23 protein-coding genes are annotated in these 22,350 nt (G+C 38.8%); 19 read left to right on the top strand and 4 right to left on the bottom strand.

Going from position 1 to position 22,350, the window contains the following annotated elements; all coding sequences use genetic code 11:
• The first annotated feature begins 167 nt into the window (after positions 1-167).
• The 14 genes from HMPREF9018_RS00490 to rplT all read left to right on the top strand — a co-directional run bounded on the left by HMPREF9018_RS00490 (position 168) and on the right by rplT (position 13,686).
• Complete coding sequence (locus tag HMPREF9018_RS00490) at positions 168-917, top strand: phosphatase PAP2 family protein (RefSeq protein WP_316908799.1); 750 nt, start codon at positions 168-170, stop codon at positions 915-917.
• Between the two features lie 38 nt (positions 918-955).
• Positions 956-1,300 (top strand): type II toxin-antitoxin system RelE/ParE family toxin, encoded by a 345-nt coding sequence (locus HMPREF9018_RS00485; RefSeq protein WP_008446528.1) that lies wholly within the window; start codon positions 956-958, stop codon positions 1,298-1,300.
• 1 nt (position 1,301) lies between these two features.
• Positions 1,302-1,595, top strand: a complete 294-nt coding sequence (locus tag HMPREF9018_RS00480; RefSeq protein WP_008446670.1) for a helix-turn-helix domain-containing protein — start codon at positions 1,302-1,304, stop codon at positions 1,593-1,595.
• Positions 1,596-1,966: 371 nt separating this feature from the next.
• Positions 1,967-2,362, top strand: a complete 396-nt coding sequence (locus HMPREF9018_RS00475) for a hypothetical protein (protein WP_008446459.1) — start codon at positions 1,967-1,969, stop codon at positions 2,360-2,362.
• A complete protein-coding gene (locus tag HMPREF9018_RS00470; RefSeq protein ID WP_039863828.1) occupies positions 2,337-2,780 on the top strand; it encodes a hypothetical protein in 444 nt (147 codons plus the stop codon). The genes HMPREF9018_RS00475 and HMPREF9018_RS00470 overlap by 26 nt, the downstream gene beginning before the upstream one ends.
• Before the next feature lie 512 nt (positions 2,781-3,292).
• Complete coding sequence (locus HMPREF9018_RS00465; protein WP_008446493.1) at positions 3,293-4,222, top strand: YitT family protein; 930 nt, start codon at positions 3,293-3,295, stop codon at positions 4,220-4,222.
• A 1-nt stretch (position 4,223) separates the two neighbouring features.
• Positions 4,224-5,387 (top strand): tRNA 2-thiouridine(34) synthase MnmA, encoded by a 1,164-nt coding sequence (gene mnmA, locus HMPREF9018_RS00460; RefSeq protein WP_008446696.1) that lies wholly within the window; start codon positions 4,224-4,226, stop codon positions 5,385-5,387.
• A gap of 81 nt (positions 5,388-5,468) precedes the next feature.
• A complete protein-coding gene (locus HMPREF9018_RS00455) occupies positions 5,469-7,163 on the top strand; it encodes a putative transporter (protein ID WP_036854190.1) in 1,695 nt (564 codons plus the stop codon).
• A 272-nt stretch (positions 7,164-7,435) separates the two neighbouring features.
• The gene (locus tag HMPREF9018_RS10945; protein ID WP_019035765.1) at positions 7,436-7,609 is read left to right on the top strand and encodes a hypothetical protein; all 174 of its coding nucleotides are present in this window, start codon (positions 7,436-7,438) and stop codon (positions 7,607-7,609) included.
• A 57-nt stretch (positions 7,610-7,666) separates the two neighbouring features.
• Positions 7,667-9,916 carry a hypothetical protein gene (locus tag HMPREF9018_RS00450; protein WP_008446622.1) on the top strand — a complete coding sequence of 750 codons (2,250 nt, stop codon included), beginning with the start codon at positions 7,667-7,669 and terminating at the stop codon, positions 9,914-9,916.
• Between the two features lie 150 nt (positions 9,917-10,066).
• Positions 10,067-12,019, top strand: coding sequence for a threonine--tRNA ligase (thrS, locus tag HMPREF9018_RS00445; protein WP_008446486.1), 1,953 nt, complete (start codon positions 10,067-10,069; stop codon positions 12,017-12,019).
• A 284-nt stretch (positions 12,020-12,303) separates the two neighbouring features.
• Positions 12,304-12,987: a translation initiation factor IF-3 gene (gene infC, locus HMPREF9018_RS00440; RefSeq protein ID WP_008446629.1), complete on the top strand. Its 684-nt coding sequence runs from the start codon at positions 12,304-12,306 to the stop codon at positions 12,985-12,987.
• Positions 12,988-13,104: 117 nt separating this feature from the next.
• Complete coding sequence (gene rpmI, locus HMPREF9018_RS00435; RefSeq protein ID WP_008446461.1) at positions 13,105-13,302, top strand: 50S ribosomal protein L35; 198 nt, start codon at positions 13,105-13,107, stop codon at positions 13,300-13,302.
• Positions 13,303-13,341: 39 nt separating this feature from the next.
• Positions 13,342-13,686, top strand: a complete 345-nt coding sequence (gene rplT / locus HMPREF9018_RS00430) for a 50S ribosomal protein L20 (RefSeq protein WP_008446596.1) — start codon at positions 13,342-13,344, stop codon at positions 13,684-13,686.
• 69 nt (positions 13,687-13,755) lie between these two features.
• Here rplT and HMPREF9018_RS00425 read toward each other — a convergent pair whose 3' ends face one another.
• Positions 13,756-14,100: a 2-amino-4-hydroxy-6-hydroxymethyldihydropteridine diphosphokinase gene (locus HMPREF9018_RS00425; protein WP_008446434.1), complete on the bottom strand. Its 345-nt coding sequence runs from the start codon at positions 14,098-14,100 to the stop codon at positions 13,756-13,758.
• Positions 14,101-14,213: 113 nt separating this feature from the next.
• Here HMPREF9018_RS00425 and HMPREF9018_RS00420 point away from each other — a divergent pair, with 113 nt between their 5' ends.
• Positions 14,214-15,173 carry a glucosaminidase domain-containing protein gene (locus tag HMPREF9018_RS00420; protein WP_039863825.1) on the top strand — a complete coding sequence of 320 codons (960 nt, stop codon included), beginning with the start codon at positions 14,214-14,216 and terminating at the stop codon, positions 15,171-15,173.
• 109 nt (positions 15,174-15,282) lie between these two features.
• Here the strand turns inward: HMPREF9018_RS00420 and HMPREF9018_RS00415 are convergent, their stop codons facing one another.
• A complete protein-coding gene (locus tag HMPREF9018_RS00415; RefSeq protein WP_008446477.1) occupies positions 15,283-16,473 on the bottom strand; it encodes a GTP-binding protein in 1,191 nt (396 codons plus the stop codon).
• Between the two features lie 322 nt (positions 16,474-16,795).
• Between HMPREF9018_RS00415 and mgtE the strand changes: the two genes are divergently transcribed.
• Positions 16,796-18,178 carry a magnesium transporter gene (gene mgtE, locus HMPREF9018_RS00410; protein WP_008446462.1) on the top strand — a complete coding sequence of 461 codons (1,383 nt, stop codon included), beginning with the start codon at positions 16,796-16,798 and terminating at the stop codon, positions 18,176-18,178.
• A 28-nt stretch (positions 18,179-18,206) separates the two neighbouring features.
• Here the strand turns inward: mgtE and HMPREF9018_RS00405 are convergent, their stop codons facing one another.
• Together HMPREF9018_RS00405 and rfbC are read right to left on the bottom strand one after the other, a co-directional pair.
• Positions 18,207-18,992 (bottom strand): DUF4738 domain-containing protein, encoded by a 786-nt coding sequence (locus HMPREF9018_RS00405; RefSeq protein ID WP_008446607.1) that lies wholly within the window; start codon positions 18,990-18,992, stop codon positions 18,207-18,209.
• Positions 18,993-19,036: 44 nt separating this feature from the next.
• Entirely contained in the window at positions 19,037-19,591 is a 555-nt protein-coding gene (gene rfbC / locus HMPREF9018_RS00400; RefSeq protein WP_008446585.1) for a dTDP-4-dehydrorhamnose 3,5-epimerase, read from the bottom strand.
• A 145-nt stretch (positions 19,592-19,736) separates the two neighbouring features.
• On the opposite strand from rfbC, the gene HMPREF9018_RS00395 reads away from it, so the two are divergent.
• The 3 genes from HMPREF9018_RS00395 (at position 19,737) to HMPREF9018_RS00385 (ending at position 22,330) form a co-directional block, all read left to right on the top strand.
• The gene (locus tag HMPREF9018_RS00395) at positions 19,737-20,708 is read left to right on the top strand and encodes an HU domain-containing protein (protein ID WP_008446615.1); all 972 of its coding nucleotides are present in this window, start codon (positions 19,737-19,739) and stop codon (positions 20,706-20,708) included.
• A gap of 30 nt (positions 20,709-20,738) precedes the next feature.
• Positions 20,739-21,278, top strand: coding sequence for an FHA domain-containing protein (locus HMPREF9018_RS00390; RefSeq protein WP_008446523.1), 540 nt, complete (start codon positions 20,739-20,741; stop codon positions 21,276-21,278).
• Between the two features lie 326 nt (positions 21,279-21,604).
• A complete protein-coding gene (locus HMPREF9018_RS00385) occupies positions 21,605-22,330 on the top strand; it encodes a cell division ATP-binding protein FtsE (protein WP_008446474.1) in 726 nt (241 codons plus the stop codon).
• Positions 22,331-22,350 lie beyond the last annotated feature (20 nt).

Below are 22,350 nucleotides of genomic sequence, written 5' to 3'. Positions count from 1 at the left end.
ACAGATATCTTTTATAAGTGTGTACCGCTTAAAACGATTGCAAAATTATGCAATAAAGGGTAGAAGAGAGAACATTTTAACTTTTGTAAAAAAAAAAAACTTTCTTTACGAAAATTTTTGCACCCCTTTTTGCCACTTTTTCTTGGCGTCAGCCTTTGCTTTTTGGCATGAAAAGCGTATCTTTGCAGGCTATGAAGTGTAGGCATAGTTTTCTTATAGTAGTGCTTTTCTCTCTTCTGCCTTTATGTGTAGAGGGTGCGGATAGCACGTTTGTGAAAAGTGGTGAGCAGGCTTTTAAGGTGGAGGCTCAAAAGGGTGTGAATAGCCTTTTTAATAGTTCTTCTTACGCTGGCTTGGGTTTAGTGGGTACAGGGCTTTGTGTAAAGAGCTATAAGCGCAACTTTCGGGAGATGCGTAACAGGAGTTTCCCTTCTTTTAAAACCACTGTAGACGACTACATACAGTACGCCCCCTTGCTTGCCACATGGGGCTTAAACCTTTCGGGCGTGCAGGGTAAGAGTTCTTTTAAGCGTCTTGCTGTGAGCAATGTGTCGTCTGCTCTTATTATGGCAGCTTTGGTAAATGGTATAAAATATACCGTTAGAGAGATGCGCCCCGACGATACCTCGCCAAACTCTTTCCCCTCCGGGCATACTGCCACAGCCTTTATGGCAGCTACCATACTGCATAAGGAGTATGGCGCAACTAAAAGCTATTGGTATAGCGTGGCAGGATATTCTTTAGCAGCTGCAACGGGTGTGTGCCGGGTGCTTAACAACAGGCATTGGGTGAGCGATGTCTTAGTGGGAGCAGGCATAGGCATAGTATCTGTAGAGTTAGGCTATTTCTTAAGCGACCTCATCTTAAAGGATAAAAACAGCAAAAAGAATAGCAAAAAGGCTAAAATAGGTTACTAATATTTGTGTAGATGTAATTTATAAATTACCTTTGTAGTATGAAGTATAGGGAAGTTGTAACATATAAAGACGGTTTTGATACCTTTTTTGAGGCGCAGACAGAGAAAGTGCGGACGAAAATTATTAAGGTATTAGATATTATAGAGCAAATACAGCGAATACCCAAAATTTATTTGAAACATATAGAAGGTACAAATGGTTTGTTTGAAATAAGGGCTCAATTGTCTAATAATATTTTTAGGATTTTTTGTTTTTTTGACGGTAACAAGTTGGTAGTTTTGTTAAGTGGATTTCAAAAGAAAACGCAAAAAACACCAAGAACAGAGATTCAGAAAGCAGAAAGATTAAAAGATGAGTATTATAAAGAAAAAGGTGAAAAATAAGATGAAAAATATACAAACTTTAGATGAGATTAAAACCAAGTATTATGGTTCTATAGGTACTGCTAAGCGTAATGAGTTAGAAAATGAATTGGCATCATTGCGTATTGGGCTTAAGATAAAAGAGGCACGAGAAACACAGCGACTTACTCAGGCACAGTTAGCCGAACGAGTAAATAAAAGACGTGCTTTTATATCGAAAGTAGAAAATGATGGGGAAAACATAACATTGAAAACTTTATTCGATATTGTGGAACGAGGCTTGGGCGGAAAACTTAATATTGAGGTAACTTTCTAATCTTTTCTATTACTTTTACCTTAAAAGCATAGGTGCTTCTGTGGGGAGAAAGAACGTCGGGAAAAAGCATTTTTAATTTATTTTTAATGGAAAAATAAATTAAAAATGCAATAAAAATAATCTATTTTTCTTTTTCAAGCCTTATGTATAGTTGTGTTATGTGTGGTTTGTGTTTTACAAGTTCCAAAACGAAGTGCAATAAAAGAGTAGCCCTCGCCGAGAGGTTGTCTGCATCTCTCGGCGAGGAAAAAAAACATCGAAATGTTTGAGTATTTTGTTTTTTATGTGTATTTTTGTCCAAAATAGTCAGAAAGTCTATTTTTCTGCTTTTAAACAATCTTTATTATTAACTCTTTAAAAAGGAGGTTTTTATGAAATCTTTTAAGTCTATTCGTTTTTTTTCTAAAAAGGCGGTATGTTTGTTAATCATCTCTTGTTTTATCTTTTCTTGTTGTTCAGACGATGAGAATTTAACATATAGAAAAGAATTAAATGCTTCTGAAGTTCAGTTTGAGCAAGATTTATCTAATTATTATGCTTTGCAAAACTATGAAATAAGTAAGCTGCTACATAAAAAAACATCAACGCGATCAAACTCTGTGGCAGGGATAAACTCTGTAGAAGATAATCTTATCTATTTAAGGTTAGATAGCGCTGATGAAAATTTTGTGCAAAACTACTCTAAACTCTTTGCAAAAGAGCTAAAGAATAAAAAAATAGAAGGAGTTACTCTGCAAAAAAATGTTGGGCAATATAGAATATTCTAAAAAGGTTTTAAGTGAGGTATATTCAAAAGAGTTTAATATAATTTTTCAGCAATTTTTACTCAGGAAAAGTTGTTCAGCATCCGATATTATTTCAAATAAAAATTTGACCGCACTAGAAAAAAGTCTTTTATTAAATATGCTACCTGTTGTTAATTATGAAATCACAATGAGGAGTAAAAGTGTGGCTACAAGAAGTATAGATTTACGTGGGGATAAGCACAAAAAAAGTAGAAAGCAAGTATGTGAGGATATTTACAATTCACGAACATGCCTTAGAGACTATTTAATAAGTACTGGAGTTTCTTGTTTGGGTGGTCCTACTCCAGTTACAGCAATAGGTGTAGCTGTATCTATTTACCAATATGCAAATTGTGAATATAGTGCAACAGATAATTATAAAAAATGTATGGGAAAATGATTATATCTAAAATAATAAAATCAATAGTATTGACGCGAAGATCTTGGTTAAACACCAAAGGTACAGCTACTTTGTTTGAGTGTGTTTGTTTTGCTAGTTTCTTTCTAATTTTGACAGTGCTATTTGGAGTGTTGATATATGATGCAAGACAATTCTCTCTCTCAAATATTTTATTCTTAGGATTTCTTTTTCTTTTTATTTATATTCCAAATTTTATAGCTTTGGTTAGTTTAATAAGGCGGCGAAGTAATTCTTGAGAAGTATTTGTAAATTAATTTAAAATAATAATAACTAAAAGAAATAAAATCTCTTTTGTAAGCATTCTAGAAAAGAGATTTTATTTCTAAGTATACAGTGATTAATATCAGTAGAATAAAGATAAGGAATATAAAGTAAATGATAAACTTAAAGTCCAAAAGAATGTATCTTTCTATAAATAAATGCCTAACTTTGTACTATAGAAATAGTAACATAGTTTTATTATTGAATAATAGTATTTAAAATATAAAGAAATGGCTAACAAGAAAACGGGAATCATCAGAGATCTGTCAGATTATGTAATTATTGCGCTTTCTATGTGTATAGGTAGCTTTGGTTGGTGTGCTTTTTTGCTTCCTCACAAGATACCTATAGGTGGTATAGCAGGTATATCAGCCATAGTTTTTTGGGGTTTTGATATTCCGGTGCAGTATATATACTTTTCGTTAAATGCTTGTCTTTTGCTTGCTGCCTTGTATGTGCTGGGCTGGCAGTTTAGTGTGCGCACTATTTATGCTGTGGTGGTGTTTACTATAATGACGTCTTTTTTTCAAAGTGTGTTAGCTCATGCTAATCTTTTCTTAGACGAGCCTTTTTTGGCTTGTGTCATAGGAGGTGTGTTCTTAGGCTTTGGTACGGGTGTGGCTTTGCTGTATAATGCCAGTTCGGGAGGGTCTGATGTGGTGGCAGCCATGGTAAGAAAGTTTCACGACATATCGCTGGGCAGGGTTATTTTAGGTTGCGATTTGCTTATAATAACGTGTAGCTACCTTATCTTGCACAATTGGGAGCATGTTATCTATGGTTATATAGTGTTGTTTGTGATGAGCTTCACGGTAGACTATGTTATAAACGGTCGTCGTGGTTCGGTGCAGTTTTTTATTGTTTCTTCTCATTGGCAGGAGATAGGCAAGGCCATAGGTCAAAGGGTGGTGCGTGGCTGTACGGTAATAGAGGCTCGTGGTTTTTATACGCGCGATAAGGTGGGCATGCTGTTTGTGGTGGCAAGCAGGTCGCAGGCTCGCTCGGTATATCGTGTTATAGACGAGATAGACGATAAGGCTTTTGTCTCTCAGGCTGCCGTAAACGCCGTTTATGGTATGGGTTTTGAGAGAATGAAGACTAAGAAGCATAAGAAGCAGCATGAGCCTTCAGGCATTGAGATAATAAAGGATATAGACTAAAATGGACATAGAAGAGATAAAACATAAGAAGATAGCCGTGTTGCTATCGGGGGGTGTAGATAGCTCGGTAGTGGTATGGGAGCTTGCCCGTATAGGCTTACACCCGGACTGTTACTATATTAAGATAGGTCCTAAGGAGGCTGATCAGTGGGATTGCACTTCAGAGGAGGACCTCGAGATGGCTACCGCCGTAGCCAAGCGGTTTGGCTGTAAGCTCGAGGTGGTAGACTGTCATAAGGAGTATTGGGGCGAGGTTACCAAGTATACTATGGATAAGGTAAGGGTGGGGCTTACGCCAAACCCTGATGTTATGTGTAACAGGCTCATCAAGTTTGGTGCTTTTTATAAGAAGAAAGGTCATGAGTACGACCTTATAGCCACTGGTCATTATGCTCAAACGAAGTGGATAGATGGTAAGAAATGGCTATGTACCTCTCCTGATGCTGTAAAGGATCAGACCGATTTCCTTTCTCAGATATACCCTTGGCAGCTACAAAAGGCTATCTTCCCGATAGGCCATTATGCTAAGGACGAGGTGCGCCGTATCGCCGAACGTGAGCATCTTATAAACGCTGCGCGTAAGGATTCGCAAGGCATCTGCTTTTTGGGTAATATAGATTATAATGAGTATGTTCGCCGTTATCTTGGCGAAAGCAAGGGCGATATTATAGAGAAGGAAACGGGTAAGAAGATAGGCGAGCATAAGGGCTTGTGGTTTCATACCATAGGTCAGCGCAAGGGCTTGGGGCTTGGAGGAGGTCCGTGGTTTGTAGTGAGTAAGGACGTAGAAAGGAATGTTCTTTATGTTAGCCATGGTTACGACCCTGAGCTGGCTTATAAACGCTCTTTTAAGGTCTTAGGGCTACACTGGCTTACCCCTGAGGGGTTAGAGCTTTTTGAGGGTAAGGACGGTGTAGGTTTGCAGGAAGACCTTTCTATAGAAAGCCATACAAGGCTTATACCTATAACCTTTAAGATACGCCATACCCCAGAGTATCATAAAGGCTTTTTAGAAGTGGGCTCTACCAAGGAGGCTTTGGCAGAGGGTGGCAGCGGTGTTATACACTCTCAGCAGAAGATACATGGTGTGGCTCCGGGGCAGTTTTGCGTTATTTACGACGAACAGCACGACCGCTGTTATGGTAGCGGCGAGATAACTGTTTAAAAAAGGTAAAAAAAAAGAAAATATTTATTCTTGTTATTATTTTTAAATATCGTATCTTTGCACCACTTATAAAATATAATTATGGACTGGCTAATCAATTTATTTACAACGACGGATAGCATAGCGCACGTGGTGTTGCTCTATTCTATTGTTATCGCCGCGGGTATTTACTTAGGTAAGATCAAGATAGGCGGCATTTCCTTAGGTGTTACCTTTGTGCTTTTTGTAGGCATTTTTGCTGGGCATATTGGTTTTACGGGTCCTATAGGGATACTTAGTTTTTTGCAAGACTTTGGTCTTATCCTCTTTGTCTTTATGATAGGTATGCAGGTAGGTCCGGGCTTTTTCGAGAGTTTTGGTAAGGGTGGCATAAAGCTAAACGCTTTGGCAGCTGCCATTATCTTGCTTAATATCGTGGTGATGTTCGGCTGTTATTACATCTTCTTCGATACTAAAAATCCTGATAACCTCCCTATGATGGTGGGCACTCTTTACGGTGCTGTTACTAACACTCCGGGTCTTGGAGCAGCAAAGGAGGCTTTGAGCAGTGTTTTCTCTTCTGGTCAGAGCTTTGATATAGCTTCCGGTTATGCCTGTGCTTATCCGCTTGGCGTTATGGGCATTATAGGTGCTACGCTGGCTATACGCTTTATTTGTCGTGTAAACATAGATGAAGAAAACTTAAAGATAAAGGAGCTTGAGCAGGAGAGTCCTGACGATAAGCCTCACATGATGTGCTTAAAGGTGTCTAATGCTTATATAGCAGGCAGGACGCTGCAAGAGATAACAGAGTTTTTAAATAGAGATATTGTCTGTACCCGCCTCATGCATAAGGGCGTAGTAAGTGTGCCTACACGTAATACTAACCTTGAGATGGACGACGAGATACTTGTAGTGTGTGCTGAGGCTGATGCTCCTGCCATTCAGGCTTTTATAGGTCCGGCTATAGAGGCTAACTGGCGTGAGGAGGAGCAGAAGCAACGCCTGATAAGTAAGCAGGTGGTTATCACGCGAGAGTCTATAAACGGCAAGATGCTGGGTAACATACCTTTTAACGCTGTCTATGGTGTTAATATTACGCGCATTACCCGTCAGGGCATGGAGCTTTTTGCCTCGAGCAGCCATATCTTTAACATTGGCGACAGACTTACCGTAGTGGGTAGCGAGGAGAATGTAGCTCGCGTGTCAGAGATGATGGGCAATTCTGAGAAGCTCCTTAATCACCCCAACTTTGCCACTATCTTCATAGGCATACTTGTGGGCATTCTCTTTGGTAGTCTGCCTATAGCTATACCTAACATGCCTGTGCCTTTAAAGCTGGGTTTGGCAGGTGGTCCGCTTATAATAGCCATTCTTATAGGCAGGTTTGGTCATCGTATGCACCTTATTACCTACACTACTACATCGGCTAATATGATGCTACGCGAGTTTGGCTTGGCTCTTTTCCTTGCCTCGGTGGGCATAAAGGCAGGTCATGGCTTTTGGGATACTGTAGTGCAGGGCGATGGGTTAAAGTATGTATATACGGGCTTTTTAATAACCGTCATTCCTATATTGCTGATAGGGTTTATAGCAAGAAAGAGGTATAAGTTCAATTATTTCACCATTATGGGCATGATAGCCGGTTCTTATACTGACCCTCCCGCTTTGGCTTATGCTAACTCTGTTTGTGTGGGCGAGGCTCCCGCTATAGGCTATTCTACGGTTTATCCGCTAACAATGTTCCTTCGCATTCTTACCGCACAGCTCATAGTGCTGTTCTTTTGTGGTGGATAGCTCTTTATAAGAAATAGTAAAAGAAATGTTAAGCAAGGCAGATGTTGCCTTGCTTTTTTATTGAATGTAGTGTAACGGATTAAGGCTCGTTACACTTTGAAAGAAAACCTGTGTAAAAAAAAAACCGATTTATAATTTCTTTTCACAAAAATCTTACTATCTTTGCACCACTAAAAGTTTTGATAAAATTTATTTTACAAAAACATTTTAGATGTGATAACGTTTTTGTAAAGACATTTCTTATCACCGCTTTGTTTTAATATTATATATATATGTTTAATACTATAATTATGGATATGGAGGAAAAAAAGGAAGTATACGAAAAGCCTGTATGCGAAGTTATTTTGATGGAGGAAGAGCCTGTCATGATGAAATTTTCTACAGAAGCTACTATGGACAATTTGGAAGATGGGGGTGAGGTACCCGTAGATGAGTATGATGAGTAAAAAAGGAACAGGTTATACAGATGAAAAAATACAGTAACTAAAAAAATAATAGTATATATGAATAAGACTAACATTTTTAAAGGTTTTGTTATCTTTAGCCTTTTAGTAATATTTCTTTCGGGGTGTACAGAGATACCTCTTGTACCTGACAATGATATAAAAGGCAATAAGGCAGAAGAGCATGCCAAGGTAACAACGCTAAGCATGGAGGTAGATCCTTCTTTTCTTACAGAGCAGGACGCTGCTAATTTGGCAACTATGGTTAGCGAGATGCGTTCTCAGCATAGCGTAAAGACAAGAGCGGTCAATTTAGATATAAATGGTCAGATAGCAAATACCAATATTTTTAAGGCAACGTGTTATCTTACTAACGATCAAGGCGAAAATGCTGTGTTAGGACGCTTTGAGCTGGAGTGGAAAATAAAGGTAGACGACAAAACAAAAAAGATAACTTTACTGGGTGCACGCTCAAGAAATGTTAATGTAACATGGCTAAAGGGAGGCGCACACAACACTCTTACAGGCGACAAATGGAAGGTGTGCGGCTTTAGTGGTGGCACGGTTAAGAATATAGAGCTTAACAAGTATAATGCTCAAGGGCAGATTGCCGGAAAGGAAAGAAAAGAGGTTATAAGCTTTATGAAAGCCGACCTGAAAGGTGAGAGCGTAGAAGATAATATAAAAGATTTTCCTATAGCTTCCGATTATCAAAAGGTAGAGATAGGACAGAGGAAGACTCCTTTATTAAAGTTTCGTTTTAAGCCACTTGGAGTACTTCTGAAAGTGGAAATAAAGGTAGACAGGAACGTGTCTACAGATGAGAAGTTTTATTTTAACACCACAGCCTTAGAGCCTGAAGGCGTGTTTTTCATACAAAAAGCTGGTGGAGGTAAGTTTGATAACGACATTCTTAGCAAGAGGTGGCAGTATAATCCTCCGAGGAACGAAAAGTTCTTAAAGAAAGATTTTGATGGCAATATAAACCTTGACAAGTATGGCATTATCTTAGATGTTAGTAATGGCTTAAAGGTAGATAAGTATGATGAGAATCCGCATCGCAAGTTAGGTACTTTCTATCGTTGGTATCTCTGGGGTATGCCAGCACATAAGACGGGAGGAGTGGAGACCGATATAGGTGCTCTTAACGGTGGATATATCATTAAGCAGATAGGCGGTAAGGGTCCTTTCACGAGCAGGTATTCGTATGTTAATGACGAGGGAAAGCTAAGACGCATAACGGGTGTTATGGCCAAGCCTGAACCATATCCACACTTTCAGTTCTTAAACATGCTTAACCGCATGGCACCTCATGCCTTAAAGGCTAAGCAAACATGGTGGGAAGACGACAGGGTAGACAAGACTACAGCGAGCCGTTGGACTCCATTTTTCACAAAAGGTTGGGAACGTTTCTTCTCTTACGAAGAAGCACAGAAAGCCGACTTCTATCCTGAGGGCTATCGTCTGCCTACATTCGATGAGATGACTATTCTTTTCCCTAACCCCAAAAACAGACCTGAAGACTTAGTGTGGTGGACTGATAATAATGGCTCTTTTAGCGACCCTGACTATGGGTACGAAGAGTGGGTAACGCTCTATGCACCATTATATACAGATGATGCTAACCGCCTGTTTTTATGCGATAACAGGGATATGTCTGATAACAATGCATATCAGCATTTAAGAGGAAAGACATCGGAAAGAAACATAAAAGGCTTTACAAGCTATTATTATAACCCAAGAGGTACAAATTTTATATATGCCATACGCTTTGAAAAGAACTCTGTATATGGTAACAGGCTAAGGTGCGCCTATAGGTATGAGATGAAAAACCTTAAACCCGGCAAGCAAAACCTTCAGGAAACAGACTGCCAGATGATAGTTACAAGCCGCTGGATAGGCGATGCTCCGCTTACGGTAGAAGATATTTCTAAGGAGGCGTGGTGGAAGAATGGCGAGCAGTATAACATTGTGCGCAAAGTGCCTGCACAGGGACAGATTAAGGGAACTGGTAAGTCGGGTACTGGAGACTCGGGCTCTTATTACACGTTAGGTCTTTATGAAGGTGGGTTACAAAACAGGGCAAAAGTGTTTAGTATATGGAATGGTGGCACTTTTCAGCGTAAGGTATTTGGTATACCACGAGCGTTAATCTTCCCTATCACAAAAGCTATGATGTGTAACGAGAAGGGTAAGGACTACGGTAACAAGTTTAATGAAGAGGGTACTAAGAAAGCTACGGGCGACAAGTATCCTATACCCGATTATCAAAAGAACGGTAAGCCCGCCGGTTATGGCGATAGCTACTAAGGCTAAAGATACGAGGCATAAAGGCACCTATAAGGAGAAAAATCCTTGTAGGTGCTTTTCTTATATGATAAATGTTAGGTAATAATTGCTTTTTTACCTATTATATTAGTAACTTTGCGCTAACTTTGATTTATAAAACTAATTTGTAGTATGGTTAAAATCACATTCCCCGACGGCTCTGTACGTGAATACGAGCAGGGCGTTACTGGTTATCAAATAGCCGAGAGCATATCACCGGCTCTCGCTCGCAACGTTGTATCTTGCGGTGTAAATGGTGTAACAACAGAGCTTAACAGGCCTATTAACGAAGATGCTATCATAGCTCTTTATCGCTTTGAAGATGAAGAGGGTAAGCATAGCTTCTGGCATTCTTCTGCTCACCTCTTGGCAGAGGCATTAAAAGAGCTTTATCCGGGCATACAGTTCGGCTTTGGTCCTGCTTTAGAAAATGGTTTCTTCTATGACGTTCAGACTGCCGACGGCACACCAATATCAGAGAACGACTTTCCAAAGATAGAGGCAAAGATGATGGAGCTGGCAAAGAAAAACAGTCCTATCATTCGCCGTGAGGTATCTAAGGCTGAGGCTATAAAAGAGTTTAAAGCCGATGGGCAGGAATATAAGGTAGAACATATAGAAAAAGACTTGGAAGATGGTACTATCTCTACCTATTCTCAAGGCAATTTTACTGACCTTTGTCGTGGTCCTCACTTAGTTTCTACAGGGCTTATCAAGGCAGTAAAGCTAACAAGCGTTGCCGGAGCTTTTTGGCGTGGCGATGCTAAGAACGCTCAGCTAACACGTATCTATGGCATTACCTTCCCTAAGAAGAAGATGTTAGACGAATATCTTCTCATGTTGGAAGAGGCTAAGAAGCGCGATCATCGTAAGATAGGTAAGGAGATGGAGCTTTTTATGTTTTCAGATCGTGTGGGAAAGGGCTTGCCAATATGGTTACCTAAGGGCACGCAGCTCCGCTTGCGCTTGCAAGACATGCTTCGTAAGCTGTTAAAGCCTTATAATTATCAAGAGGTTATCACTCCGGGTATAGGTAGCAAAAACCTATATATCACCTCAGGGCATTATGCTCACTATGGTAAAGATGCTTTTCAGCCTATCCAGACCCCTGAAGAGGACGAGGAATATATGTTAAAACCTATGAACTGCCCTCACCACTGTGAGGTATATGCTTATAAACCACGTTCTTATAAAGACTTACCACTGCGTATAGCAGAGTTTGGTACAGTGTTCAGGTATGAGAAGAGCGGCGAGCTACATGGCCTTACACGTGTGCGCAACTTTACTCAAGACGATGCTCACATCTTTGTACGCCCCGATCAGGTTAAGGCAGAGTTTGAAAACAACATAGATATTATCTTAAAGGTGTTTAAAACCTTTGGCTTTGAAAACTATGAGGCACAGATATCTTTACGCGATCCAGAGGATAAAGATAAGTATATAGGCGATGATGAGGTATGGAATGAGAGCGAGCAAGCCATTAAGCAAGCCTGCAAAGAGAAGGGCTTAAAGGCTACGGTAGAGCTTGGCGAGGCAGCTTTCTATGGTCCTAAGCTCGACTTTATGGTGAAAGATGCCATTGGGCGTCGTTGGCAGCTTGGTACTATTCAGGTAGATTACAATCTTCCACAACGTTTTCATTTGGAATATACTGCAGAGGATAATACAAAGAAAACCCCTGTCATGATACACCGAGCCCCCTTCGGCTCGTTAGAACGTTTTACCGCAGTGCTTATAGAGCATACCGCTGGGCATTTCCCTTTGTGGCTTACCCCAGATCAGGTAGCTATACTTCCTGTTTCAGAGAAGTATAACGACTATGCACGTAAGGTAAAGCAGCAGCTCGATGCTTCTGACGTTCGTGCGCTTATAGATGATAGAAACGAGAAAGTGGGTCGTAAGATACGCGACAACGAGCTAAAACGCATTCCTTATATGGTGGTAGTGGGCGAGAAAGAGGCTGCCGAAGGGCTTGTAGCTATGCGTAAGCAAGGCGGCGGCGAGCAGTCTACAATGCCTGTTAAGGCGTTTATAGAGCGTGTAAAGGCAGAGGTTGCTGAGCAGCTAAAGGATATTAACGGCTAAGGTATGGTAGCGTTTAGGCTGGCAAGAAGGCTGGCTTATTATATATAAGGAGAGAGGGTAAAGGCAGGTAAGCAGGGCTTTTACCCTCTTTTTAATGTAAGGTGGGAAAGAAAGTGTGGGGTGATAGTGCCGCAAAAAGGGCTTATAAGACGAGGAAAAGATGAGTTTTTGAGCTGCTTTAGATGTGGAAAGGGCAATTTTAGATAAAAAAAATTTGGGTAATTCGTTGAAAGTAGGTAACTTTGCAGCCGTTCAAAACGAAATAAACAATTTAAAATAGTTGAATGAAGAATGACAAAATAAAAATGCAGTACCGCGTGAATGAGCAGATTCGCGTTAGAGAGGTGCGTGTTGTTAGTGATGCAGGTGCAGAAGTAATGCCTACTCGTAAGGCTTTAGAATTAGCTCAAGAAGAAGGTGTAGACCTTGTAGAGATATCTCCAAATGCCCAGCCACCAGTTTGTCGTATCATCGACTATGCTAAGTTCCTTTATCAGCAGAAGAAGCATCAGAAAGAGATGAAGCAGAAGCAGGTAAAGCAGGATATAAAAGAGATTCGTTTTGGTCCTCAGACCGATGAGCACGATTACTTGTTTAAGCTCAAGCATGCACAAGGATTCTTAAAAGAAGGCAATAAGGTGCGTGCGTATGTTTTTTTCCGTGGACGTTCCATTCTTTTTAAAGAGCAAGGCGAGGTGTTGTTACTACGTTTTGCCAACGACTTGGAAGAGTTAGCAAAGGTGGAGCAGCTGCCTAAGCTCGAGGGTAAGAAGATGTTTTTATATCTAACTCCAAAGAAGGCAGGCGTAGTGAAAAAGAGCCAGCAAAAGCGCGATCGTGAGACAGCAGGTGCAGAGGCAAAGCTTGCTATGGCAGAAAAGCAGGGTGAGAATGTGTCTCACGGAGGCTTGTTTGCTAATGCTAAGAACGGTGTCGATGCCCTTAAAAAACTTAATGTAGAAGAGTAAAAGGCCAGTATGCTTTAAAGCGCGTGGTGCGTAGAAGAGGTAGGCCGCCTATGCGTAACGTCTTGGTATATACGTTACCATAGAAGAATAAATATTAATTTTTAAAATTTAAAAAAAATGCCAAAGCAAAAGACAAATTCCGGTGCTAAGAAGCGATTCACGCTCACCGGTTCAGGAAAGATTAAGCGTCGTCATGCTTTCCATAGTCATATTTTGACTAAGAAAACAAAGAAGCAGAAGAGAAACCTTCTTGGTACTACAATAGTAGACAAGACAAACTTGAAGCAGGTGCGCGACTTGCTCAATCTTCGTTAATCATTTAGTCAAACAAACATTTAAAAGGAAAGAAAAACTATGCCAAGATCAGTTAATCATGTTGCCTCTAAGGCAAAGAGAACTAAGATTCTTAAGAAAACCAAAGGTTACTATGGTGCTCGCAAGAACGTTTGGACGGTAGCTAAGAATACCTATGAAAAAGGTTTGACTTATGCTTATCGTGATCGCCGTAATAAGAAACGTAATTTCCGTGCGTTATGGATTCAGCGTATTAACGCTGCTGCTCGTCTTTACGATATGAGCTACAGCCAGTTAATGGGTGCTCTTCATAAGAGCGGTATTGAAATAAATCGTAAGGTACTTGCCGACTTAGCTATTAACAATCAAGATGCTTTTAAAGCTATTGTTGATAAGGTAAAATAAGCAAGGCTTATAAAACGTTAGAAAAGTAAATGTAAGGTTGCAAACGAAAGTGTTTGCAACCTTTTTGCATTATATGTGGTATTTCTTATTAAGCCATATAATAGGTTTTAGCTGTTCTTTACCATAGGTGTTAAGATCTATATCTATTATAATCTTATTTGTTTTGTCTTTAGAGTGGTTATCGCCCATGAGGCGTTCTATATTCTTTAGTGTAGCGATAAGTTTTTCTTTGGACAGATCGTAATGAAACTCGCCTATACAGTTGAGATATTTATCAGACTTTACCCCTATGGGGCGGGTCCAGATGGGTTGTGAGAAAGAGATGTCAGGAAATAACATAGTAAGGTGGTCTTGCGCCTTAAATATATTTTCTGTCTGATTAAAGTTAGATCCTAATGATATTTTTACCTTCATATATGACAAAGATAAGCATAAGTTTTTATATGTTTGTGAGTTTTTAAGAAAAATATTGATAAGATTGTATTATTTTTCTTGTAATTTTGTAGTGATAATAATATTTATATTAGATGAAGAGATTATTGTTAATAGCTTTTTTGTATAGTTTTATCTGTTTATCAGCATATTCTCAGCAGTTAAAATGGAATCAGGCTTACCAAACATATATTAACAAGTATAAGGATATAGCAATAGCAGGAATGTTAGAGCATGGTGTTCCTGCAAGTATTTCTTTAGCTCAAGGCATATTAGAGAGCAGTGCAGGCTTGAGCGATTTGGCTCAGCGTAGTAATAATCATTTTGGCATTAAATGTCATGGGTGGTTAGGCAGGACTGTTTATCATGACGATGATGCTCGTAGTGAGTGTTTTAGGGCATACGATACGGTATGGGATAGCTATGAGGATCATTGTCTTTTTTTAAAGACTCGCCCTCGTTATAACAGCTTGTTTGGCTTAGATCGTACCGATTATCGTGGTTGGGCTTATGGATTGAAGCGTGCAGGCTATGCCACTAATCCTTCTTATGCCAAACAGCTTATTAGCATTATAGAGCTTTATGGGCTTAATCAGTATGACAGAGCTACTGACTATGATCATTTTATGGTAAGGCGTGGTGGTATAGACCTTTATAATCCGGGTACAGTGCCATTGTGTGGTAAGGAGAAGACGGCAAACGGCGGTGGCGCGCATATACTCTATAAATATAATGACAATTATTATGTTATTGTCCGTCCGTCAGATACGTTTAAGTCGTTGTCTAAGGAGTTTAACATAAGTCAGCATAAGTTGGCACGGTATAATGAGCGCGGCATGAGAGATGCGTTGCGGGTGGGTGAGTTTATTTGGCTTATGAAGAAAAAGAAGAAGGCTCCAAAGAATTTTAAGGGTTTCCTTTATACGGTTCATTCTTCAGAGAGCTTGTATGATATATCACAAAAGTATGGTATTCGCCTAAAGAGTTTGATTAAGAAAAATAAGGCTTTGGCAGAAGAAGGCTTACGTATAGGCGATAAGGTGCGGTTATATTAACGTGTTAAAGGATAATATGTTATAAGCAAACTAATGTTTATCTTATATTAAAAGGTAAAAAAAGCTCCCTCTTACAGCGTATATTACAGCTTAGGAGGGAGCTTTATTTTTATTTCTTAAGACACATATCTAACTCTTTGCGTATAGCTTCTTCGTTAAGATTTTGCCCAATAAAGACGAGCTTTTGCATACGGTCGCCATAAGGCTCTTGCCAGTCTTTAGCTATTTTGGGGTTGTTTTTAAGGAGCTCTTTTTGCTGCATAGGTGGCATTGTGGCATACCACTGCCCAGCATTGCGCAGGTTTACTTGCTTACCTGCTTGCTCGAAAACGTAGCAAATGTCTGGTTCTGAGTCGAAATAGCAAAGCCCTTTGCATCGTATAATTTCTTTAGGCCACTTGCGAGCTACAAAGTCGTCGAAGAGATTAATGTCGAATGCTGGTCGTGCATAGTAAAGAAAGGTTTGTATGTTATATTCCAGTGCCTCGCCACTTTCCTCATTTTCTAATCCATGATGATGGTGGTGATGATGATGATGATCTTCTTCTTTATGCTCATCGTGGTCGTCTTCTCCTTCTATGGCAGCTATCCATGAGGGTGAGGTAGCTACTTTGTTAAAGTCGAAAGCCTTAGTATTTATAATATTAGAAAGGTCTACATCGCCATAATTACATTCTATGATGTTTATTTTAGGTTGCAGTGCATGAATGATGTTCTTTACTTTTAGAAGCTCTGTTTCGTTTACTTCGTCTACTTTATTTAGTAACACGGTGTTACAAAATTCTATTTGTTGTATTAGCAAGTTTTCGATATCGTCTTCTTCAAGATTCTTTTTCATAAGGTCATTACCTGATGAAAACTCATCGCACATACGCTTAGCGTCCACTACAGTAACGATAGAATCTATTTTGGCAATGCCTTCCTTTGCCATGTCAGGGTACATTTGCGGATATACGCTTATGGTTTGAGCAATAGGAGCAGGCTCACAAATGCCGCTTGCCTCTATGACAATGTAGTCGAATTTATGTTGTGATACTATATCGTTAAGCTGCTTTACAAGATCCATCTTTAGTGTGCAGCAGATGCAACCATTCTGAAGAGCCACGAGAGAATCGTCTTTTTCGTCTACTATACCACCTTTTTCTATGAGGTTGGCATCTATATTCACTTCACCAATGTCGTTAACAATAACGGCAAACTTTATACCTCTCTCATTGGAGAGTATTCTGTTTACGAGCGTTGTCTTTCCACTTCCAAGGTAACCAGTAAGCAGTAGGACAGGAGTTTCCTTTCTTTTCATGTTTTATTGAAATAATATTTATTTATTATATAATTCCTGTTATGTGTAAAGGTACAAATTTTGTGCCAGATATAAGTAAATGAACTAATATAAATATACTTTTTTTAGGAGAAAAAGATAATTGTTTTTTATTGCTTGTTTTTTAACAAAGTTGTTGTAAAGAATTTAGATTATTATTATTACTTTTGCAAGAAGTAAACATCAAAGAACATATTATGGAAGAAGACCCGTACCCTAATTGCAGTAAAAAGAATAGAAAATTAATTTTATAGGATGCGTGCTTTAGGAGTGTCCTATAACATTTTTGTAGGAGACTCATATAATGGGAGAAATAAAAAACATAGTGCAGCTACTCATAAAGGAGAAGAGCTGGCAGGAGCTTAAACGTGAACTGCTTCACCTTGAGCCATTTCATATCGCAGAGCTTATCTCTGTTATAGATCGTAGAGAGCAGATTATCATTTTTCGTTTATTAGGTCATAAGCAGGCAAAGAATGTTTTTAAGTATCTTGGTATAAAGGAACAAGAGGATATTATCAATTCTTTGGCTGATAATGTTAAGCTACTTACAGGCTTGCTTAACGACCTTGACCCTGATGATCGTACAGCATTGTTTGAGGAATTGCCTGGCGAGGTAAGTCAAAAGTTGATCCAGCTATTATCAAACAAGGAGCGTAATATAGCTAATCAGCTTTTAGGTTATCCTAAAGACAGTGTGGGACGATTGATGACGACGGACTTTGTTGCAGTAAAGCCAAACTTTACCGTAGAAGAAGCATTACAGCATATTCGTAAGTTTGGGCAAGATTCTGAAACGTTAGATGTTATTTATATTGTTGATGACAACTGGAAGCTGGTAAGCGATCTACGCATCAAGGAGCTTCTTCTTGCCGATCCTAACATTCCTATGCATAGCTTGGCAAAGCATCATGCCATTTCTCTTAGTGTTTTTGATGATCAAGAGCATGCTGCACAGTCGTTTGCAAAGTATGGTCGTACGGCATTACCTGTAACCGATTCTACTGGAATATTGCTTGGTATAATTACTGTTGATGACGTGTTTGATGTTCAGGAGCGTGAGAATACTGAAGATTTCCAAAAGTTTGGTGGTATAGAAGGGCTTGACTTATCTTATAAAAAGACATCTCTTTTAAAGCTTGTAAAGAAAAGAGCAGGCTGGCTTGTAATTCTTTTCTTTAGTGAGATGCTTACAGCATCGGCTATGGGATATTACGATAATGAGATATCAAAGGCTGTGGTGTTAGCTCTTTTCGTGCCATTGATAATCTCTAGTGGTGGTAACTCTGGCTCTCAGGCAGCGAGCTTGATAATCCGTTCGCTTGCCTTAGGCGATTTAAAGCTTAAAAGCTGGTGGTATGTTATGCGTAAAGAGATACTATCAGGGCTTATGCTTGGTGCTATTCTTGGTGCAATAGGCTTTATACGTATCTTGGTATGGCAGTTTACGGGTTTTTACGATTATGGTCCTTATTGGGTTTGGGTAGGTATAAGCGTGGCGTTTTCGCTTGTTTTTATAGTGTTGTGGGGTACTTTGTCCGGCTCTATGATACCTTTTGTGCTTAAGCGTATAGGCTTAGATCCTGCAACAGCTTCTGCTCCGTTTGTAGCAACGTTAGTAGATGTTACGGGGCTTGTTATTTATTTTTCAGTAGCTGCAGTTTTCTTAACAGGCAAGCTGTTGTAAGAAGAGAGTTGCTTTTATCTTTTCTATGTCATTTAAGGTGCTTTGTTACGGTGCCGTCTGGTGTTATACGTACCTCTATAACGTATGTGGTATAAGCATCTGGCACACCTATTACGGCTTCATAATAAAGCGCGCGTTTATCAGAATGTGTGAAATAAAATTTTCGTAATATGCAATCGTCTATAAAGTTTTTAGGTATAAAGGCAGCAAACTCTGCTTTGTGAAAGTCGTGTACATATATAGGAGTGTTTTTACTTTTTATAACCAGAGAAGCTACATTATCTAAATAGAGATTATCTACCTCAATGCCCTCTTCGTTATATGTCGATTTTATAACTTTGTCGGTAGTTGTTTCTGTGTGTATTAAGCTACGATAATAGCCTTGGTCAGTGTTGGCAGTGGTGTCAATGTTTTCCTCTTCAAAGGTGTTCATTGCGTAGACATGGTACGAGAAGGCTTTTTTAAAAGACTTATCGTTGCTTTTTACCATAGAAAGCTCATCGCCGTTTTGATTAAGGAAAGTAAATAAATTTGGCGTTTGCTTATTTATCTTGTATGAGTTCAGGTGTTTTCCTTGTAGGTAAAGGCTGTCTTTTGCTATCCAAAATTTCACAGGCATGCTGGCAGAGTCTGGATAGAAAATACTATCGCCAAGCACCATTATCATGGGGGCAGTCCCCTCATCGTCTACCCATATACCTTGTAATAATCGTTTGGCTTGTAAGTCTTGCTCTTTAAAAGATGACGAATTTCTCTTGCAAGCCGCTAAAGATATAAGTATAATAGCAAAGATTAAAATAAAAGTTTTGTGCATAGTTGTTTTAATAGTATGAAGAATATTTTTGCTTGTAAATAGTTTTATTCAAAGCTATAAGCTTCTTCAAGACTTAAAGCATTATTAAGATCTTTTTCTGATAATACTATATCCTTAGTGTCAATGGGCCATTCTATGCCTATAGTCTTATCGTTCCACTTTATGCTTGCTTCGCTTTGTGGTGCATAGATGTTATCTACTTTATATGAGAAGATAGCTTCTTTTGATAATACGAGGAAGCCATGAGCAAAGCCGCGTGGAATAAAGAGCTGACATTTGTTCTCTTCAGACAGCTCTACGGCTACATACTTTCCGTAAGTGGTAGAAGATCGGCGTAGGTCTACAGCTACATCTATAACCTTACCTGTTATGATGCGCACCAGTTTAGCTTGCGAAAACTCACCTTTCTGATAATGTAATCCTCTAAGCACGCCATAACTTGATTTCGACTCATTGTCTTGTATAAACTCTACATGATGTCCTATGTTTTTATCAAATTCGTCTTGGCGAAACGATTCGAAGAAATATCCTCTGTCATCTTTAAATATTTTTGGTTTAATGAGCCAAACTCCTTTAATATTACTTTGCTTGAAATCCATTTTTATATATCTGTTTTTTAGTTTCTCTACAAAGATAAATATAAATAGTTATAAAACACATACATAGGAAAGAATTAATTCTTTTCTTTAAGAATTTAGCACAAGTGGTTCGTTTTTTTGGAATAAATTATATAAATTTGCAAACGTGAGTAGAATAGAACGTCATATAGAAATACTCTTGCTCGAGAACGATTGTGTTATTGTTCCGGGTCTTGGAGGCTTTGTAGCTCATCATATCACAGCCCGGTATGATGAGCAAGAGGGCTTGTTCCTGCCTCCTTATAGGACGCTTGGTTTTAATCCACAGCTAAAGGTAAACGATTCTCTTTTAGCACAATCCTTTGTAGAGGCGTATGATATATCCTTTCCTGAGGCTATGTGCCAGATAGAAGAAGAGGTGCAAGCAATGTATAGTGCTTTAGAAGCCGATGGTGTTATAGAGCTAAATGATCTTGGCAAGTTGCGCTTGACAGGTAATAATAAGATAGAGTTTGAGCCTTTGGAGAGTGGTATACTCACTCCGCTCTACTATGCTTTAGATGGTTATAACTTTATGCTTAGAGAAAAGTCTGTGTCTCAGGTAAAAGATAAGCCAGTTACGGCTGTTGTTTCGTCTAAGAAAAGTAAGATTATCTATATGGATTGTAAAAATCCTAAGGATAAGCGTATAAGTGTTAGCCTGAAGGCTGTGCGTAATGTTGGCGTGGCAGCAGTGTTTTGTGGAGTTGTTATGATGTCTATGTTTCCTTTACACAATAAGTTAAGGATAACAGAGGAGCCCGTAAAGAGTGGTGTTCTTTATAGTTTGTTTGATCAAAGCAAGCCAGAGCAAGTGGTAGAATCTAAGCCTTTAGTGCGTGCTACTGCTAAAAAGCAAATCAAGAATCATTATTGGTCTTTGGTTTTAGCAAGCCATATAACAGAGCGTAATGCTGTAGCCTTTGTGAAAGATATTAATGAGGCAGGTTTTAAAGGTGCTAAGGTGTATGAAGGCAAGGGAAGCGTTAAGGTGCTGTATGGTAATTTTGTTTCAGAGCAAGAGGCTTTTAAGCAGCTTAATAGCTTAAAGGATAATGAGTTTTTTAAGGAGGCTTGGGTTATAGAGGTAGGCAAGTAAAACGAGTCTTTATAACGTATAGATATATTTATGAAGCGTGTAAGGTGTCCTAAGTGCGACAATTTTATTACTTTTGATGAAAGAAAATACACATCAGGTCAGCGGCTTGTGTTCCAATGTCCTGAATGTGGAAAGGAGTTTGGCATTCGTATAGGAATATCTAAGCTGCGTAAAACTCAAAAGGAAGAAGCCCAAAAGCCAAGTGTAGATGAGGATATTAGCGAGTGTGGCTCTCTTCTTGTCATAGAAAATGATTTTCATTATAAGCAGATAATTCCTTTACACATGGGTAAAAATATTTTAGGACGTTATCAAAAGGGTAACGATATTAATTGTCCGATAGAAACTGTAGACCCAAGTGTAGACTTAACCCATTGCAGTATAACAATATCTCGCACAAAGCAGGGTGCTTTAAAGTATGTTCTTCAAGATGGTCCTTCTTATACAGGGACTTTTGTTGGTAATGATATTCTTGGCGATAGAGAGAAGCGCGTCATAGAGTATGGGACTCTGTTTACCATTGGTGCTACAAGCGTTATATTACAATCTCCCGAAAGACAAGCAGAGTAAGTGTTTGCTTATAGTGTTTTTGTGGGTGTTATTCAGCATGTTTAGCATTAAAGAAAGGTATTTTATTTTACAATAGTTTTTGTAATCTTTGAGCTTGGTACTTTTCTTTTTATATAGTTTTATTAGCTTAAAGGTAAGGTAAGGCATTTTTTTATTTATACTTAAAACATCATTATTTTAAGTAAAGATATGAACATCAAAAGTATTTTTATTATCTTTGCAGATATAGAACTTTTAATGTGATACCTAAATTTTTTAATAATAGCAAATCATATAGGTAATAACAAAAAGAATATATTTGTGTTTAAAAGAAACAAAAGATAGCAATGTTAGTAGATTATCGTAAGGTTAATATATATCAAGATGAGCATCTTATCCTTAAAGATGTAGATTTACAAGTAAACGAAGGTGAGTTTATTTATATTATAGGTAAGGTAGGCTCAGGTAAAAGTTCTTTGCTAAAGACAATATATTGCGAGCTTGACCTTGGGCATGAAGATGTAGAAAAGTCATTTGTCTTAGGTGTGGACATAGCCGATATAAAGCGCAGCCATATACCGGCATTAAGAAAGCAGATGGGCATAATCTTTCAGGATTTCCAGTTGCTCCATGATCGTACAGTAGCAAAGAATCTTAGGTTTGTCTTAGGTGCTACAGGCTGGGTAGATAAGGATAAGATAAATAGGCGAATAGAAGAGGTGCTTGCTCAAGTGGGTATGTTAGATAAGAAGAACAAGATGCCCAGTGAGCTGTCTGGTGGTGAGCAGCAGCGTATAGCCATAGCAAGAGCACTTTTAAACAATCCTAAAATAATTATTGCCGATGAGCCTACAGGCAATTTAGATCCGGAAACAGCAAAAAACATAGTGCAGCTTTTGCGAGATACTTGTAAGAATAATACCACTGTAATCATGTCTACTCATAATATTCAGCTTATAGAACGTTTCCCAGGCATTACATACAGATGTGTAGATGGGGCTTTTATAAGAGAAGATAAAGCAAAGGTAGAGGCAGATGTAGATATGGAACCAATAGAAGGGAAACCTTTATAGTAGAACGAGTATAAATAGAA

This window comes from Prevotella amnii CRIS 21A-A, from assembly GCF_000177355.1.
GTDB classification, from domain to species: Bacteria; Bacteroidota; Bacteroidia; order Bacteroidales; family Bacteroidaceae; genus Prevotella; species Prevotella amnii.
The sequence above is the reverse complement of the archived record's forward strand: the minus strand, read 5'-3'. Positions and strand labels throughout refer to the sequence as shown.

What these genes read in the sequence shown, in the direction of transcription:
- HMPREF9018_RS00490 (WP_316908799.1), top strand. Translation starts at nt 168, where the DNA reads ATGAAAAGCGTATCTTTGCAGGCTATGAAGTGTAGGCATAGTTTTCTT.
- HMPREF9018_RS00485 (WP_008446528.1), top strand. Translation starts at nt 956, where the DNA reads ATGAAGTATAGGGAAGTTGTAACATATAAAGACGGTTTTGATACCTTT.
- HMPREF9018_RS00480 (WP_008446670.1), top strand. Translation starts at nt 1,302, where the DNA reads ATGAAAAATATACAAACTTTAGATGAGATTAAAACCAAGTATTATGGT.
- HMPREF9018_RS00475 (WP_008446459.1), top strand. Translation starts at nt 1,967, where the DNA reads ATGAAATCTTTTAAGTCTATTCGTTTTTTTTCTAAAAAGGCGGTATGT.
- HMPREF9018_RS00470 (WP_039863828.1), top strand. Translation starts at nt 2,337, where the DNA reads ATGTTGGGCAATATAGAATATTCTAAAAAGGTTTTAAGTGAGGTATAT.
- HMPREF9018_RS00465 (WP_008446493.1), top strand. Translation starts at nt 3,293, where the DNA reads ATGGCTAACAAGAAAACGGGAATCATCAGAGATCTGTCAGATTATGTA.
- mnmA (WP_008446696.1), top strand. Translation starts at nt 4,224, where the DNA reads ATGGACATAGAAGAGATAAAACATAAGAAGATAGCCGTGTTGCTATCG.
- HMPREF9018_RS00455 (WP_036854190.1), top strand. Translation starts at nt 5,469, where the DNA reads ATGGACTGGCTAATCAATTTATTTACAACGACGGATAGCATAGCGCAC.
- HMPREF9018_RS10945 (WP_019035765.1), top strand. Translation starts at nt 7,436, where the DNA reads ATGTTTAATACTATAATTATGGATATGGAGGAAAAAAAGGAAGTATAC.
- HMPREF9018_RS00450 (WP_008446622.1), top strand. Translation starts at nt 7,667, where the DNA reads ATGAATAAGACTAACATTTTTAAAGGTTTTGTTATCTTTAGCCTTTTA.
- thrS (WP_008446486.1), top strand. Translation starts at nt 10,067, where the DNA reads ATGGTTAAAATCACATTCCCCGACGGCTCTGTACGTGAATACGAGCAG.
- infC (WP_008446629.1), top strand. Translation starts at nt 12,304, where the DNA reads ATGAAGAATGACAAAATAAAAATGCAGTACCGCGTGAATGAGCAGATT.
- rpmI (WP_008446461.1), top strand. Translation starts at nt 13,105, where the DNA reads ATGCCAAAGCAAAAGACAAATTCCGGTGCTAAGAAGCGATTCACGCTC.
- rplT (WP_008446596.1), top strand. Translation starts at nt 13,342, where the DNA reads ATGCCAAGATCAGTTAATCATGTTGCCTCTAAGGCAAAGAGAACTAAG.
- HMPREF9018_RS00425 (WP_008446434.1), bottom strand. Translation starts at nt 14,100, where the DNA reads ATGAAGGTAAAAATATCATTAGGATCTAACTTTAATCAGACAGAAAAT.
- HMPREF9018_RS00420 (WP_039863825.1), top strand. Translation starts at nt 14,214, where the DNA reads ATGAAGAGATTATTGTTAATAGCTTTTTTGTATAGTTTTATCTGTTTA.
- HMPREF9018_RS00415 (WP_008446477.1), bottom strand. Translation starts at nt 16,473, where the DNA reads ATGAAAAGAAAGGAAACTCCTGTCCTACTGCTTACTGGTTACCTTGGA.
- mgtE (WP_008446462.1), top strand. Translation starts at nt 16,796, where the DNA reads ATGGGAGAAATAAAAAACATAGTGCAGCTACTCATAAAGGAGAAGAGC.
- HMPREF9018_RS00405 (WP_008446607.1), bottom strand. Translation starts at nt 18,992, where the DNA reads ATGCACAAAACTTTTATTTTAATCTTTGCTATTATACTTATATCTTTA.
- rfbC (WP_008446585.1), bottom strand. Translation starts at nt 19,591, where the DNA reads ATGGATTTCAAGCAAAGTAATATTAAAGGAGTTTGGCTCATTAAACCA.
- HMPREF9018_RS00390 (WP_008446523.1), top strand. Translation starts at nt 20,739, where the DNA reads ATGAAGCGTGTAAGGTGTCCTAAGTGCGACAATTTTATTACTTTTGAT.
- HMPREF9018_RS00385 (WP_008446474.1), top strand. Translation starts at nt 21,605, where the DNA reads ATGTTAGTAGATTATCGTAAGGTTAATATATATCAAGATGAGCATCTT.